Origin of the sequence: Halopseudomonas oceani, from assembly GCF_963677335.1 — a bacterium.
Classification (GTDB): domain Bacteria; phylum Pseudomonadota; class Gammaproteobacteria; order Pseudomonadales; family Pseudomonadaceae; genus Halopseudomonas; species Halopseudomonas oceani.
In genome coordinates this window covers 553,303-568,079 of sequence record NZ_OY781932.1, presented here as the reverse complement: position 1 = coordinate 568,079, position 14,777 = coordinate 553,303, and the positions used below count along the sequence as shown (strand labels likewise).

Genomic DNA, 14,777 nt, shown 5'->3' with positions numbered 1-14,777 from the left:
CACTGCCAACCAGCACGAGGTCGAAGGAAGACAATGCAATTCACCATTCAGCGAGAAGCTCTGTTGAAGCCCCTGCAACTGGTTGCGGGTGTTGTGGAACGCCGCCAGACCCTTCCAGTTCTGTCCAACGTTCTGCTCGTGGTCGATGGCAATACTCTGTCATTGACCGGTACCGATCTGGAGGTCGAACTGGTTGGCCGTATCGCACTGGAAGAAGCCAGTGAAGACGGCGAGATTACCGTACCTGCTCGCAAGCTGATGGATATCTGTAAATCGCTGCCGGACGACGCCACACTCAACTTCAAGGTTGAAGACGGCAAGGCTCTGATCAAGGCGGGTCGCAGTCGCTTCACGCTCGCCACGTTGCCCGCCAACGATTTCCCCAATGTTGAAGATGGTCCAGGCGCAATGAGCTTTGCTGTCAGCCAAGGCAAACTGCGCCGGCTGATCGATCGCACCAGTTTTGCAATGGCCCAGCAGGATGTTCGCTATTACCTGAATGGTCTGCTGCTTGAAATCAACAACGGTCAGTTGCGTGCAGTTGCTACCGACGGTCACCGCATGGCGATGTGCACCGTAGACGCCAATATTGATTACCAGGAGCGCTACCAGTTGATCGTTCCTCGCAAGGGTGTGCTTGAGTTGGCGCGCCTGCTCGGCGAGGCTGACGATCTGGTTAACGTGGTGCTGGGTACACACCACATTCGCGCTACAACCGGCGACTTTACCTTTACCTCCAAGCTGGTCGACGGCAAGTTCCCTGACTACGAGCGCGTGTTGCCGCGTGGCGGCGACAAGATCGTTGTTGCTGATCGTCATACGTTGCGCGATGCGTTTAGCCGCACTGCGATTCTTTCCAACGAAAAGTACCGCGGTATTCGCCTGACGCTCGAATCAGGTCAGCTCAAGATTCAAGCTAACAACCCCGAGCAGGAAGAAGCGGAAGAAGAGGTCGTGGTTGACTACAGCGGCGCGCCGCTGGAGATCGGCTTTAACGTCAGCTATCTGCTGGACGTCATGAACGTACTTGGCCACGAGCAGGCGAAGCTGGTGCTGTCTGATGCCAACAGCAGCGCGCTGGTTCAGGAAGCCGAGTCGGACGAAAGCCTCTACGTCGTCATGCCGATGCGTCTCTGACGCGCGATGCCGCTCTCTCGTTTGTCGGTCACCGCGGTGCGTAATCTGCACCCGGTGACCCTTCTCCCCTCTCCCCGCATTAATCTCATCTCAGGCCCCAATGGCAGTGGCAAAACGAGTTTGCTTGAGGCCATTCATATTTTGGGTCTTGCCCGTTCTTTTCGTAGTACTCGTTTGCAGCCGGTCATTCAGTATCAACAGGACAGCTGTACGGTGTTTGGCGAGGTTTCTCAGGTTGCGGGTGGTGTCAGCAAGATAGGCATTTCACGTAATCGCCAGGCAGACTATGAAATTCGCATCAACGGCCAGAACGCGCGTGGTACGTCCGAACTTGCTGATGTACTGCCATTGCAATTGATCAACCCCGACAGTTTCCGCTTGCTCGAAGGTGCTCCCAAGCAGCGCCGTCAGTATCTCGATTGGGGGGTGTTCCACGTGGAACATCGTTTTCTCCCCGCATGGCAACGTCTGCAAAAGAGCCTCAAACAACGGAATTCGCTGCTCCGACGTGGTAGAATTGAACGTTCGCTGCTAGCCCCCTGGGAGGCCGAGCTGGTCGCCTCTGGCGAGCAGATAGACGCCTTCCGGCAGGAGTATCTGCAGCAACTCAAGCCCGTGTTCGAATCGGTGTTAGGGGAGCTGGCTGATATCGATGGGTTGACGCTCAGTTACTTTCGCGGATGGGACCGCGAGCGAGGGTTGGCTGAGGTGCTGGACTCCCAGTTCGACCGCGATCTTGCGCTTGGGCACACCCAGGCCGGACCGCAGCGGGCGGATCTTCGCTTGCGGGTGAACGGGATGAACGCAGCGGAAGTGTTGTCTCGCGGTCAGCAGAAGCTGGTCGTCTGTGCAATGAAGATTGCTCAGGGACGCCTGCTTAGTCTGATGGAACGGCAGCGAGATTGTGTATTTTTGGTCGACGACCTTCCCTCTGAGCTGGATCGTCACCACCGGCAAGCGCTGTGCCGCTTGCTCGAATCGCTCGATTGTCAGGTGTTTATCAGCTGCGTCGATGCGGATTCGTTGAGTGAATGCTGGCAAGCAGACACACCCTTATCCATGTTCCACGTGGAACATGGGCACATTGTGCAGACCGAATGAAGTCTGGAGTGACTTAAGATGACCGATAACAAAGCCTATGATTCATCGAGTATTAAGGTTCTGAAGGGCCTTGATGCGGTGCGTAAGCGTCCCGGTATGTACATCGGTGACACCGATGACGGTACCGGCCTTCACCACATGGTCTTTGAAGTCGTCGATAACTCGATCGATGAAGCCCTGGCTGGTTACTGCAGCGATATCGACATCACCATCCACACTGACGAATCGATCAGTGTGCGAGACAACGGACGCGGTATTCCGGTCGATGCGCACGAGGAAGGGGTGTCCGCAGCAGAGGTCATCATGACTGTTCTGCACGCCGGCGGTAAGTTCGACGATAACAGCTACAAAGTCTCCGGCGGTCTTCACGGTGTGGGTGTGTCGGTGGTGAACGCTCTGTCCGAAAAGCTGGTTCTGACCATCCGTCGCGAAGGCAAGGTCTGGGAGCAGACCTATGTGCACGGTGTTCCTCAGGCCCCATTGCAGGCTGTCGGCGATACCGATAGCACCGGTACCCAGATCCACTTCAAACCATCGTCCGAGACCTTCAGCAGCATCTCATTCAGCTGGGATATTCTTGCCAAGCGCCTGCGCGAACTGTCTTTCCTGAACTCTGGCGTTGGTATCAATCTGCGTGACGAGCGCTCCGGCAAGCACGAGCTTTTCCGCTACGAAGGTGGATTGCGCGCCTTCGTCGACTATCTGAACCTGAACAAGAGCACCATCAACTCGGTGTTCCACTTTAACCTTCAGCGTGAAGATGGCATCGGCGTTGAGGTAGCGATGCAGTGGAATGACAGTTTCAATGAGAGCATTCTTTGCTTTACCAACAACATTCCACAGCGCGACGGCGGCACTCACCTCGCTGGCTTCCGCAGCGCCCTCACCCGCAGCCTGAACAGCTATATTGAACAGGAAGGTCTGCTCAAAAAGCTCAAGGTGAACACTTCGGGCGACGATGCTCGCGAAGGTCTGACGGCGATCATTTCGGTCAAGGTGCCGGATCCCAAGTTCTCCTCGCAGACCAAGGACAAGCTGGTATCGTCCGAGGTGAAGACCGCGGTAGAACAGGAAATGAACAAGTCCTTTGCTGACTACCTGCTGGAAAAGCCAGGCGAAGCCAAGGCTGTCGTTGGCAAGATGATCGACGCCGCGAGGGCGCGCGAAGCCGCCCGTAAGGCTCGCGAGATGACGCGGCGTAAGGGCGCTCTGGATATCGCAGGTCTGCCAGGCAAACTGGCCGATTGCCAGGAAAAAGATCCCGCGCTATCCGAACTCTACATTGTGGAAGGGGACTCCGCGGGCGGCTCTGCCAAGCAGGGCCGTAACCGCCGGACCCAGGCCATCCTGCCGCTGAAGGGCAAGATCCTCAACGTTGAGAAGGCACGCTTTGACAAGATGCTCTCCTCTGCCGAGGTCGGCACGCTGATTACTGCGCTGGGCTGCGGTATTGGTCGCGAAGAGTTCAACATTGAAAAACTCCGTTACCACAACATCATTATCATGACCGATGCTGACGTTGACGGCTCGCACATTCGTACCCTGCTGCTGACCTTCTTCTTCCGTCAGATGCCGGAGCTGATCGAGAACGGCTACATCTATATCGCCCAGCCGCCGCTCTACAAGATCAAGAAAGGTAAGCAGGAGCAGTACCTGAAAGACGACGAGGCGCTGGAAGAGTTCTTGACACAGTCGGCGCTGGAAGACTCCTACCTGTACGTTACCGAGGGCGCACCGGGAATCACCGGACAGGCTCTCGAGCGCCTGGTACAGGAGTTCCGCGGGGTGATGAAGACCCTCAAGCGTCTGGCCAGACTGTACCCGCAGGAGCTGATGGAGCACTTCATTTACCTGCCACGTCTGACGGTGGACAACCTTGCCGACAAAGCTTTCATGGAAAGCTGGATTCAGGAATTTGCTGCGCGGGTTGCTCCCACGGAGCGCTCCGGTCAGGAGTTCCGGGTCAGCCTGCGTGAAGACCCGGAACGCCATCTGTGGCTGCCGGAAGTGGAGTCTGTGACGCACGGGCTTTCCAACTATGTCACCTTCAACCGCGACCTGTTTGCCAGTAACGACTACCGCACAATGGCCGAGCTGGGTGAGAAGCTGCAAACCCTTCTGGAACCTGGCGCCTACATGCAACGTGGCGAGCGCAAGAAGCCGATCAGTAGCTTCAAGGAAGCACTGGAGTGGATGATGAACGAGACTGCACGTCGTCATACCATCCAGCGCTACAAAGGTCTTGGCGAGATGAACCCGGAGCAGTTGTGGGAAACCACGATGGACCCGGAAAGCCGCCGCATGCTGCGGGTGAACATTGAAGACGCTATCGCTGCCGATCAGATCTTCAACACGCTGATGGGTGATCACGTCGAGCCACGTCGTGAGTTCATCGAAAGCAACGCCCTGGCGGTATCTAACCTGGACGTCTAATCGGGTTGCAGAAAAACCCCTTTAACCTCACAGTTTAAGGGGTTTTTCTTTGACTGCTTGTCAGCGAAAGTCGTCGGTTAGATCCGAGTCGGCAAACTCACTGCCGGGAGTAGCCGGCTTGAATGACAAATCGGCTTGCTGTTCCGGTTGTTGCATACCGAGTGGGGACTCACTGCGAGTATCGCTGAATTTGGATTTCAGTTTGAGATCGGTTGGCGAATCGGCATAACGCAGTGCCATTTCCATCGTGATCTTGCCCTCAGTCAGCAGATCGTAGAGATGCTGGTCAAAGCTCTGCAGCCCCGGCTCCTGGCCGCGGTTCATCGAGTCCTTGATCTCCGACAGCTCGTCCCGGGCAATCAGGTTGCGGATATAGGGAGTGCGCAGCAGTACCTCGACGGCTGCGACTCGCTTCTGATGTACTGCGGGCACCAGACGCTGGGCAATAATGCCGGCGAGGTTCATGGATATGTCGCTGAGTGTCTGCTTGCGCTCCCCTTCCGGGAACAGGTTGACCACCCGTTCAATGGCTTGAACGCTGTTGGTCGCATGCAGCGTGGCGACCACCAGATGGCCGGTCTCACTGTAGTGCAATGCGTGCTGCATGGTGGCCTTGTCACGGATCTCACCAATCATGATCACGTCGGGCGATTCGCGCAGCACGTTGCGCAGCGCGTGGGCAAAGCTCTGGGTGTCCAGCCCTACTTCGCGCTGGTCGATGATCGACTTTTTGTGCTTGTGCAGGAATTCAATAGGATCTTCAATGCAGACGATATGCCCTGCTCGGTTGGTATTACGGAAATCGAGCATTGAGGCCAGCGTTGTGGATTTGCCGGAACCGGTTGCCCCAACCACCAGCACCAACCCGCGGTCTTTCAGCGCCAGCCGTTCGAGCTGAGCAGGCAAGCCCAGATCGGCAATAGCGGGAATCTTGTGGCTGATATGGCGGACCACCATCCCCACTTCACCACGCTGGTAGAACACGTTGATACGGAAGCGACCGAGGTTGGGCAGGCCGACCGCGAGGTTCATCTCCTGCTCGCGCTCAAACTCGTCAATCTGCTTCTCGTTCATCACCTGCCAGGCCAGATCCTTGACGGCTCCGGAGGCGAGCGGCTGGTTACCGAAGGAAAAGAAATCGCCCTCGCGTTTCAAGGTAACCGGGGCACCGACGCTAAAGAACAGGTCGGACCCCCCCTTTTCGGAGAGTGCGCGGAGGTAGCGATTAATATCCATATCAAGACACCGATCGAGCTGTTGATGAGTGTGCGGCTGCCCGCATGAGAACCCTCAGTATGGACCAGTCGGCGCTTACGTGTTCCGCAGGCTTTGCAACTGCTGATTGATCCAGGCTTCGGCTTGCTTGTTGGCCGCAACGATGGAGCGTGGGTCACCACCGGTGGGATAGATCGGTGGGCCAATCATCACCTTCACTGTGCCTGGGTTCTTTGCCCAGCCGTGGCGTGGCCAGTATTCCCCGGCATTATGGGCGACCGGGATGATCGGGGCATTGTTGGCGCAGGCGAGCGCCGCACCGCCGCGGGAGAACTTGATGGTCTCGCCTGGCGCGTTGCGGGTACCTTCAGGGAATACCAGAATCCACATGCCATCTTTCAGGCGCTCACCACCGGTGCGGGTCAACTGCTGAAGTGAATCGCGGGCTTTGGTCCGGTCGATAGCGATTGGCTTGGCTAACGCAAAGGCCCAGCCAAAGAAGGGGACGTAAAGCAGCTCACGCTTGATCAGTTGGGTTTGCGGCCGGAACAATCCGGGCAGGAAGAAGGTTTCCCACGTGCTCTGATGGTTGGCGAGAATCACTCCCGGTTGATTCGGAATGTTCTCCCGGCCAGTCACCTCATAACGGATGCCGACGATATTGCGCGCCAGCCAGACCGCAATGGCGGACCACCACTCGATGATGACCTTAACCCGCCAGCGCACACTCAGGAACAACGCGATCGGAGTAATCAGCACGCACCAGACGGCGGCGCTGGCCGACAGCAGCAGGTAGAACAGAACGACGCGGAGGCGCATCAGCAGGGGCATGTTCAGGATTCCAGAAGGTGGTCAACAACGGCTGCCAGGTCATCAAATACCCGGGTACCGGCGGGCAGCGTCTTGTGCTCGGTACTCGCGCCCTTGCCGGTACGTACCAGATAGGGCGTACAACCGACGGCGCAGCCGGCTTCTAGGTCACGCAGGCTGTCGCCCACGGTGGGAACGCCATCGAGCGATTGATCGAGTTCACCGGCAATCTGTCTGAACAGCCCCGGCAGCGGTTTGCGGCAATCGCAACCGGCATCAGGAGCGTGCGGACAGTAACGTATCAGATCGACCTTGCCGCCCTGCTCCGCTACCAGCTGACGCAGCCGATCATGCATGTCCTGCAGCGTCGCCTCGTCATAGTAGCCACGGCCGATACCAGATTGGTTGGTGGCAACGGCGATGGTCCAGCCTGCCTTGCTCAGGCGCGCAATGGCGTCGATTGAGCCGGGCAACGGGATCCACTCGTCAAGGGACTTGATATAGGCGTCGGAGTCCTGATTAATGACCCCGTCCCGGTCGAGAATGATTAACTTCATAGCGACAAGCTCCAAGCGGCAAGCTACAAGTCAGCGGGGTTGGTCCCTCGCAGCCTGTAGCTTGCGGCTGCTCTAGCCCAGCAGGGAGATGTCGGCGACGCCCAGGAACAGGCCGCGCAGACGGGCCAGCAGGGCGTAGCGGTTGGCCTTGACGGCGTCGTCGTCGGCGTTGACCAGCACCTGTTCGAAGAAGGCATCTACCGGCGCGCGCAGGGCCGCCAGTTGCTCAAGCGTGGCGCTGTATTGGCGCTGGGCTGCCAGCGGCGCTACCGATCGTTCTGCCGCTTCTACGGCGCTTGCCAGGGCTTGCTCGGCGGTCTCTTGCAGCAGCGCGGCATTGATCTGCTTGCTGACCATACCTTCGGCTTTGGACAGGATGTTGGATACCCGCTTGTTGGCAGCGGCCAGTGTCTCTGCCTCGGGCAGGCGGCGGAACGCCTGAACTGCCTGTACCCGTTGATCGAAGTCGAGTGGCGAGGTTGGGCTGACGGCGCGTACCGACTGGTAGACGGCGACGTCGATACCTTCATCTTCATAGCGGGCGCGCAGACGGTCGAAGATGAAGTCCTGTACCAGGGCGACCAGACCTTCGGCTTTTACGCGACTGCCGTACTGCTCGACCGCGGCCTGTAGTGCAGCGTTGAGATCCAGCTCCAGTTGCTTCTCGATCAGGATGCGCAGCACGCCAAGGGCGGCACGGCGCAGCGCGTAAGGGTCCTTGGAGCCGGTCGGCAGCATGCCGATACCGAAGATGCCGACCAGGGTGTCGATCTTGTCTGCCAGCGCGACTGCGGCACCGGTCAGGGTGCTTGGCAGTTCGGCACCGGCACCGCGCGGCATGTACTGTTCGTTCAACGCCAGCGCAACGTCATCCGCTTCGCCGTCGTGCTTGGCGTAGTAGTAGCCGGCAATGCCCTGCAGCTCAGGGAACTCCCCGACCATCTCGGTAGCCAGGTCGCACTTGGACAGCAGGCCCGCACGGGCGGCACGCCCGGCGTCGCCGCCGATGCGTTCGGCAATAAAGCCGGCCAGACTGGAGACGCGTTGGGCCTTCTCGAAAACGCTGCCCAGATCGGCCTGGAATACCACATTGGCGAGACGCTCATTGCGGGTTTCCAGCGGCTGCTTCTGGTCTTGCTTAAAGAAGAACTCGGCGTCGGTCAGGCGTGGGCGGACGACTTTCTCGTTGCCCTCAATGATCTGTGTCGGGTCTTTGCTTTCCAGGTTGGAGACCGTGATAAAGCGCGGCAGCAGCTTGCCGTTGGCATCCAGCAGGCAGAAGTACTTCTGGTTGTCCTGCATGGTCGAGATCAGGGCTTCTTGCGGTACCTCAAGGAAGCGCTCTTCGAAGCTGCAAACCAGCGGCACTGGCCATTCAACCAGGGCGGTCACTTCATCCAGCAGGTCCGCCGGCACGATAGCCGTGCCCTGCTGCTCTGCAGCCAGCGTGTCGACGCGGCTCTTGATGATCTCGCGGCGCTCGGCGAAATCGGCGATCACGTGCGCGCTGCGCAGGGTCTCGGCATAAGCCGCCGGGCTGGCGATGGTGACCTGATCCGGGTGGTGGAAGCGGTGGCCGCGGGACAGGTTACCGGCCTGCTGCGAGAGAATCTCGCAGGGCACGACCTGATCACCCAGCAGCATGACCAGCCACTGGGTCGGGCGAACGAATTCGGTCTTGCGGGCACCCCAGCGCATGCGCTTGGGAATCGGCAGCGCGGCCAGTGCGGCGTCGACGATGCCCGGCAGCAGGTCAGTGGCCGGCTGGCCCGGGATGTTCTGCACGAAGCGCAGCTTCGGACCACTCTGGTCGATCTCCGCCAGGCTGACACCACACTTGCGGGCAAAGCCCTCGGCGGCCTTGGTCGGGTTGCCGTCGGCGTCAAATGCAGCCTGCAACGGCGGGCCATCGAGTTGGGTGGTGCGGTCGGGCTGCTGGGTTGCCAGCGCTTCGACCAGCACGGCCAGGCGGCGCGGCGCGGCGTAGTAGCGAGCCTTGGTGTAGCCCAGACCGGCGTTCTTCAGGCCGCCTTCAACCCCGGCCAGAAAGGCTTCGGCCAGTTTCTTCAGGGCCTTGGGAGGCAGCTCTTCGGTGCCCAGTTCAACGAGAAAATCCTGCGCCTGCATTATTCGGCCTCCTTCAGCTTGGCCAGTACTTCATCACGCAATTCGGGGGTGGCCATCGGGAAGCCGAGGCGGGCGCGGGCCAGCAGATAGCTCTGGGCAATCGCGCGGGACAGGGTGCGAACACGGAGAATGTAGCGCTGACGCTCGGTTACCGAGATGGCGCGGCGGGCGTCCAGCAAGTTGAAGGTGTGCGATGCCTTGATAACCATTTCATAGGCTGGCAGTGGCAGCTCCAGCTCCATCAAGCGGTTGGCTTCACCTTCGTAGAAATCGAACAGTTCGAACAGCTTGTCGACATTGGCGTGCTCGAAGTTGTAGGTCGACTGCTCCACCTCGTTCTGGTGGAATACGTCGCCGTAGCTGACCTTGCCGAACGGGCCGTCGGAGTAGACCAGGTCGTAGACCGAATCGACGCCTTGCAGGTACATCGCCAGCCGCTCCAGACCGTAGGTGATCTCGCCGGTCACCGGATAGCACTCGACGCCACCGACCTGCTGGAAGTAGGTGAACTGGGTGACTTCCATGCCGTTTAGCCAGACTTCCCAGCCCAGACCCCAGGCGCCTAGGGTCGGCGATTCCCAGTTGTCTTCAACGAAGCGGATGTCGTGCACCAGCGGGTCGATACCGATGTGGCGCAGCGAATCCAGGTACAGCTCCTGAATGTTGTCCGGGTTCGGCTTGAGTACCACCTGGAACTGGTAGTAGTGCTGCAGGCGGTTCGGGTTCTCGCCGTATCGGCCGTCAGCCGGGCGGCGGCTGGGCTGCACGTAGGCAGCGTTCCAGGTTTCCGGGCCGATGGCGCGCAGGAAGGTGGCGGTGTGGAAGGTGCCGGCACCCATTTCCATGTCGTAGGGCTGCAGTACCACACAACCCCGCTCTGCCCAGTAGCTTTGCAGGGCAAGGATCAGTCCTTGAAAGGTGTGGACGGCTGGATTGGTCTGAGTCACGTGTTTCACCAGGTCGGGCTGTGAAATTGAGAAAGGCCGAAGTATACATTCAGAACGCCTCCGACATACAGGAAAGCGGCGTATTTACTGGTCTGCGCCGTGTCGAACAGCGGCGCCGGGCAATCTCTTTGCAGCTCACCGATTTTCCCGGGAAGCACGTTCAATCACCTGCCCCAACTGGTCAAAATCGATGTTGGCACCGGAGTTGATGGCGATCAGGGTCTGGTCGCGTACGCCCTCGCGGCGCACGTATTCGCGTAAGCCCGCCACCGCCAGTGCGCCTGACGGTTCGGTGATCGAGCGGGTGTCGTCATAAATATCGCGCACGGCGCTGCAGATGGCATCGTTGCTGACGGTGATTACATCGTCCACGTAGTGTCGGCAGAGGGCGAAGTTGTGTTCCCCCACCTGGGCCACGGCGACGCCGTCGGCAAAGCGCCCGACCTTGGGTAGTACCACGCGCCTGCCTGCCGCCAGTGCCGCTTGCAGGCAGGCGGATTCCTCCGACTCAACGCCGATCACCTTCACGTCCGGTCGCAGATACTTGATGTAGGCTGCCACTCCGGCGATCAGCCCGCCGCCGCCCACCGGCACGAACACCGCGTGCAGGGCGCTTTGGTGCTGACGTAACAGCTCAACGGCGACGGTTCCCTGGCCGGCGATCACATCCGGGTCGTCGAACGGTGGCACAAAGGTGTAGCCGTGCTCCTGCGCCAGTTGCAGCGCGCAAGTCAGTGCCTCGGGAAACGCTTCGCCATGCAGTAGCGCAGTCGCACCCCGTGAACGCACGCCCTCCACCTTGAGTGCTGGAGTGGTAGTGGGCATGACGATTAGCGCCCTGATTCCGAGTTTTTGTGCCGCGAGGGCCAGGCCCTGGGCATGATTACCAGCAGAGGCGGTGATTACGCCACGTGCTCTGGCCTCCTTGCTCAGCCGGGCGACGCGGGTATAGGCGCCACGAATCTTGAACGAGAACACCGGTTGTAGATCCTCGCGCTTGAGCAGCACCTGATTGCCCAGTTGGGCCGAGAGGCGTTGAGCGGGCTGCAACGGTGTTTCGATGGCAACGTCGTAGACCGGCGCTGAGAGAATGCTGGCGACCTGCTGTTTGAGTCTGGCCTGCAGTAGTGACGGGCAATCAGCGGATACCGGGCAGCCGTCAACCGTGTGCTCTGGGCTACTGTCGTTGTCTGCGCCTGATGCGCTATTGAGGGGGATTGCGGCGGTGGTCATACGGTCTCCTGGTGCTTTTTGCCTCGGAGACAGAACCAAAAAACCCGCCTCAGAGGCGGGTTTGGGTGCGCACGATGCTAGCCCGCCGATATGGGAATGGCGGTAATAATCATTCGGGCAGTTAGTACGCGTGTGTAAGTCATGCTCACGAATCTAGCGGCTGCGTCGGTGGTGGTCAACCTCTTATTCTTTTGGAGCGCTGGGGTCGAGCAAATCCTCGCTGCCGCGCTTGCGCTGGTCTGCCGCAATTTGCTCGTCGAGGTCGGCTTGAACGCGGGTGTCCACCGCGGGGGAATCCGAGTCTTGCTCTGGTGCCGACGGTGCAGCGTTGATTGGGCTGGTGGTCACATTGCGCTCGCTCAGCTGCACCCGGTAAATCGGCTCGGGCATATCCATCTCGGCGGCCTCCAGGGCGAGTTTTACCAGCCGGATACCTTCACTCTTGACGCTGGCAAAGTCGTGGCTGCGCTGGTCAACCCAGGCGTGATAGCGGATCTGCACGTTGGAGTCGCCCAGTGCGGTGATATAGGCGCGCGGTGGCGGCGTCTCCATCACACCGTCAAGCGTGCCCAGCACCTCGACGCCGATTTGCTGGGCTCGAACCAGGTCCTCGTTGACACCGATGCCCACATCAAAGGCAAAGCGGCGACTGGGGTTGCGGGTGTAGTTGAGCATCACACTGCTGAACACCAGTGCGTTGGGCAGGCGCAGGTGATTGCCGTCCAGCGTCATGAGGATGGTCGCCCGTGAGGTCAGTGCGACCACAATGCCTTCGTTGCCATCAATGGTGACATGGTCCTTCGGTGAAAATGGCTGCCTGAGGCTCATGAGAATACCGGCAAGGTAGTTTTCCATGGTGCTCTTGAAGGCGAAGCCAAGCGCTACCCCCATGACGCCGGCGGTGCCCAGTACCGCGCCCACCAGGGCGGTGGCGTCCATGATCTCCAGCGCAATCAGAACGCCGATCAGGCTGACGACCCAGCGTACGGTGGTGCGGGTCAGTTCGCGCAGGAACGGGTTGCGCTGGGCGACTAGGTCCAGCATTTGTCGGCGTGCCAGCCAACTGCCCACAAGCCAGAACACGCCGACTACCACCAGTGCGAGCAAAAACAGCGGCAGTGCCGCCAGCAGGCTGTAGCATTCTTCCAACAGACGCTGCAGAACGGCGTCCATATTGAATGTCAGATTGGCTGCCATGCTTGCTTCCTGTGCTGTGCCTGCGGTGAGTTGAAGGGCGGGCATCAGTCGTCCCGGGTGAGCACTTCCAGCAGCTCGATTTCAAACCGCAGGTTGCTGCCCGGCTTGATATGCTCGCCAACGCTGCGGTCGCCATAGGCCAGTTCGGCCGGTACGAACAGCTGACGGCGACCACCGACCCGCATGCCCATCAGGCCCTGGTCCCAGCCCTTGATGACCCGCCCGGTGCCGATGACGCACTGGAACGGCCGACCGCGCTGATGGGAGGAGTCGAATACGGTGCCGTCCTCCAGCGTGCCGGTGTAGTGCGTCGTAATCAGCGCGCCCTTGACGCATTCCTTGCCCTCGCCCAGGGTCAGGTCGGTAATCTGCAGCTGGTCGTTCATGTCGGTCTCCCCAGGCGGATGTAAGATGGCAGTCAGTTGGCGAGTATAACCCTCAGATCGGAGCAAAGGCATGAACCAGATGGATCCGGTGCGCTGCAGTTGGTGCAGTGAAGACCCCTTGTATCAGCGCTATCACGATGAAGAGTGGGGGGTACCCTGTCGGGATGCCGACAGTCTGTTCGAGATGCTCATGCTGGAGGGATTTCAGGCCGGTCTGTCGTGGATCACGGTGCTGCGTAAGCGCGAGCACTATCGGCAGGTGTATCGCGGCTTCGATATCGCGTTCATGGCCAGCCAGAGTGATGATGAGTTGCAGGCACTGCTGCAGGATCCGGGGATCATTCGCAATCGACTCAAGGTGTATGGTGCGCGGCGCAATGCCCGCGCCTGGCAACGGTTGTGCGCCGAGCATGAGCCGGTCGAATGGCTTTGGCAGTTTGTCGGCGGCCAGCCGCGGATAGGCCACGCAGCGACCCTGGGCGAGATTCCGACCCAGACCGCCGAGGCGAAGGCGATGAGCAAGGCGCTGCAGAAGGCCGACTTTACCTTTGTCGGGCCGACTATCTGTTACGCCTTTATGCAGGCCACCGGGATGGTCATGGATCACACCACTGACTGCCACTGCTACCCTGCTCTGGCATCCGGCTGACCCCGGTTCTCGCCCTGCCCGTCCGAGCGGCTTACAATGGCCGCTGATTCATTGTTCGGAGCATTACCGTGGAGCGGTTGAAAGGCGCCTTCATTGTTGGATTTCTCAGGCTGTTTGCCCTGTTGCCCTTCGGTGTAGCGCAGCGTCTTGGGGCGTTCGCTGGCTGGCTGATGTGGAAGCTGCCAAACCGCTCGCGGGATGTCACTCGAATCAACCTCAGCCACTGCATGCCGGAGCTGGGCGAGGCGGAGTTGAACGACCTGGTGCGTCGCACTCTGCTCGATACCGGCCGCAGCTTTGCCGAAAGCGCCTGTGCCTGGATGTGGTCACCGCATAAGACGGTTGGCCTGATCAGGGAAGTCGAAGGCGAGCATTTGCTGACCGAAGCTCTGGCGGCCGGCAAGGGCGTGGTTGCGATTACCAGCCACCTGGGTAACTGGGAGGTGCTCAATCACTGGTACTGCCTGCGGGCCAAGCCGATCATCTTCTATCGTCCACCCAAGCAGAAGGCGGTCGATGAGCTGCTGCAGCGGCAGCGTACCCAACTGGGCAACAAGGTTGCCGCGTCTACCCGTGAAGGCATCATCAGCGTCATGCGCGAAGTGCGCCGTGGCGGTGCGGTGGGCATTCCGGCCGACCCCGAGCCGGCGCTCAAGAGCGGCGTATTCGTTCCGTTCTTCGCGACTCAGGCGCTGACCAGCAAGTTCGTCCCCAATCTGCTCAAGGGCAGCGAGGCGCAGGCCCTGTTTTTCCATTGCGTGCGGCTGCCCGACAACAGTGGCTTCAAAGTGATTCTTGAGGCGGCACCAGATGCGCTCTACAGCAAGGATGAATACGAGGCTGTAGCTTGCATGAGCGCGGTCATTGAGGGCTATGTACGTCGCTGGCCTAGCCAGTACATGTGGAGTATGAAACGGTTCAAGAAACGGCCCAAAGGTGAACGGCGCTGGTATTAAAGTAGTGGCTAGCCTGTGCTACGGTGCGC

Annotated in this window: 12 protein-coding genes and 1 pseudogene; 5 read left to right on the top strand and 8 right to left on the bottom strand. The window is 59.7% G+C overall.

Annotated features, from left to right (window positions below; translation table 11 throughout):
• Positions 1-33: 33 nt before the first annotated feature.
• The 3 genes from dnaN to gyrB are packed head-to-tail and all read left to right on the top strand — an operon-like array spanning position 34 to position 4,671.
• The gene (dnaN, locus tag ACKPCU_RS02550; protein ID WP_104736712.1) at positions 34-1,137 is read left to right on the top strand and encodes a DNA polymerase III subunit beta; all 1,104 of its coding nucleotides are present in this window, start codon (positions 34-36) and stop codon (positions 1,135-1,137) included.
• A 6-nt stretch (positions 1,138-1,143) separates the two neighbouring features.
• Positions 1,144-2,238, top strand: coding sequence for a DNA replication/repair protein RecF (recF, locus tag ACKPCU_RS02545; protein WP_104736713.1), 1,095 nt, complete (start codon positions 1,144-1,146; stop codon positions 2,236-2,238).
• A gap of 18 nt (positions 2,239-2,256) precedes the next feature.
• Positions 2,257-4,671 carry a DNA topoisomerase (ATP-hydrolyzing) subunit B gene (gyrB, locus tag ACKPCU_RS02540; RefSeq protein ID WP_321349655.1) on the top strand — a complete coding sequence of 805 codons (2,415 nt, stop codon included), beginning with the start codon at positions 2,257-2,259 and terminating at the stop codon, positions 4,669-4,671.
• A gap of 60 nt (positions 4,672-4,731) precedes the next feature.
• Here the strand turns inward: gyrB and ACKPCU_RS02535 are convergent, their stop codons facing one another.
• From ACKPCU_RS02535 to ACKPCU_RS02500, 8 genes and pseudogenes are all read right to left on the bottom strand, one after another.
• Complete coding sequence (locus ACKPCU_RS02535; RefSeq protein ID WP_104736715.1) at positions 4,732-5,907, bottom strand: PilT/PilU family type 4a pilus ATPase; 1,176 nt, start codon at positions 5,905-5,907, stop codon at positions 4,732-4,734.
• A gap of 75 nt (positions 5,908-5,982) precedes the next feature.
• Positions 5,983-6,717, bottom strand: coding sequence for a lysophospholipid acyltransferase family protein (locus ACKPCU_RS02530; protein ID WP_321349653.1), 735 nt, complete (start codon positions 6,715-6,717; stop codon positions 5,983-5,985).
• Positions 6,718-6,719: 2 nt separating this feature from the next.
• Positions 6,720-7,253: a D-glycero-beta-D-manno-heptose 1,7-bisphosphate 7-phosphatase gene (gene gmhB / locus ACKPCU_RS02525; protein WP_321349651.1), complete on the bottom strand. Its 534-nt coding sequence runs from the start codon at positions 7,251-7,253 to the stop codon at positions 6,720-6,722.
• 72 nt (positions 7,254-7,325) lie between these two features.
• Positions 7,326-9,380: a glycine--tRNA ligase subunit beta gene (gene glyS / locus ACKPCU_RS02520; RefSeq protein ID WP_321349649.1), complete on the bottom strand. Its 2,055-nt coding sequence runs from the start codon at positions 9,378-9,380 to the stop codon at positions 7,326-7,328.
• Positions 9,380-10,327 (bottom strand): glycine--tRNA ligase subunit alpha, encoded by a 948-nt coding sequence (gene glyQ, locus ACKPCU_RS02515; RefSeq protein ID WP_083728303.1) that lies wholly within the window; start codon positions 10,325-10,327, stop codon positions 9,380-9,382. The genes glyS and glyQ overlap by 1 nt, the downstream gene beginning before the upstream one ends.
• Before the next feature lie 153 nt (positions 10,328-10,480).
• Positions 10,481-11,452: pseudogene (gene ilvA / locus ACKPCU_RS02510) on the bottom strand (threonine ammonia-lyase, biosynthetic); the annotation flags it as partial.
• A gap of 291 nt (positions 11,453-11,743) precedes the next feature.
• Positions 11,744-12,757, bottom strand: coding sequence for a mechanosensitive ion channel family protein (locus ACKPCU_RS02505; protein ID WP_321349645.1), 1,014 nt, complete (start codon positions 12,755-12,757; stop codon positions 11,744-11,746).
• Positions 12,758-12,801: 44 nt separating this feature from the next.
• Positions 12,802-13,143, bottom strand: a complete 342-nt coding sequence (locus ACKPCU_RS02500; RefSeq protein ID WP_321349644.1) for an FKBP-type peptidyl-prolyl cis-trans isomerase — start codon at positions 13,141-13,143, stop codon at positions 12,802-12,804.
• A gap of 79 nt (positions 13,144-13,222) precedes the next feature.
• On the opposite strand from ACKPCU_RS02500, the gene ACKPCU_RS02495 reads away from it, so the two are divergent.
• Together ACKPCU_RS02495 and ACKPCU_RS02490 are read left to right on the top strand one after the other, a co-directional pair.
• The gene (locus ACKPCU_RS02495; RefSeq protein WP_104736837.1) at positions 13,223-13,792 is read left to right on the top strand and encodes a DNA-3-methyladenine glycosylase I; all 570 of its coding nucleotides are present in this window, start codon (positions 13,223-13,225) and stop codon (positions 13,790-13,792) included.
• Positions 13,793-13,860: 68 nt separating this feature from the next.
• Positions 13,861-14,748: a lysophospholipid acyltransferase gene (locus ACKPCU_RS02490; RefSeq protein ID WP_321349642.1), complete on the top strand. Its 888-nt coding sequence runs from the start codon at positions 13,861-13,863 to the stop codon at positions 14,746-14,748.
• The last annotated feature ends 29 nt before the right edge of the window (positions 14,749-14,777 follow it).

What these genes read in the sequence shown, in the direction of transcription:
- dnaN (WP_104736712.1), top strand. Translation starts at nt 34, where the DNA reads ATGCAATTCACCATTCAGCGAGAAGCTCTGTTGAAGCCCCTGCAACTG.
- recF (WP_104736713.1), top strand. Translation starts at nt 1,144, where the DNA reads ATGCCGCTCTCTCGTTTGTCGGTCACCGCGGTGCGTAATCTGCACCCG.
- gyrB (WP_321349655.1), top strand. Translation starts at nt 2,257, where the DNA reads ATGACCGATAACAAAGCCTATGATTCATCGAGTATTAAGGTTCTGAAG.
- ACKPCU_RS02535 (WP_104736715.1), bottom strand. Translation starts at nt 5,907, where the DNA reads ATGGATATTAATCGCTACCTCCGCGCACTCTCCGAAAAGGGGGGGTCC.
- ACKPCU_RS02530 (WP_321349653.1), bottom strand. Translation starts at nt 6,717, where the DNA reads ATGCCCCTGCTGATGCGCCTCCGCGTCGTTCTGTTCTACCTGCTGCTG.
- gmhB (WP_321349651.1), bottom strand. Translation starts at nt 7,253, where the DNA reads ATGAAGTTAATCATTCTCGACCGGGACGGGGTCATTAATCAGGACTCC.
- glyS (WP_321349649.1), bottom strand. Translation starts at nt 9,380, where the DNA reads ATGCAGGCGCAGGATTTTCTCGTTGAACTGGGCACCGAAGAGCTGCCT.
- ACKPCU_RS02505 (WP_321349645.1), bottom strand. Translation starts at nt 12,757, where the DNA reads ATGGCAGCCAATCTGACATTCAATATGGACGCCGTTCTGCAGCGTCTG.
- ACKPCU_RS02500 (WP_321349644.1), bottom strand. Translation starts at nt 13,143, where the DNA reads ATGAACGACCAGCTGCAGATTACCGACCTGACCCTGGGCGAGGGCAAG.
- ACKPCU_RS02495 (WP_104736837.1), top strand. Translation starts at nt 13,223, where the DNA reads ATGGATCCGGTGCGCTGCAGTTGGTGCAGTGAAGACCCCTTGTATCAG.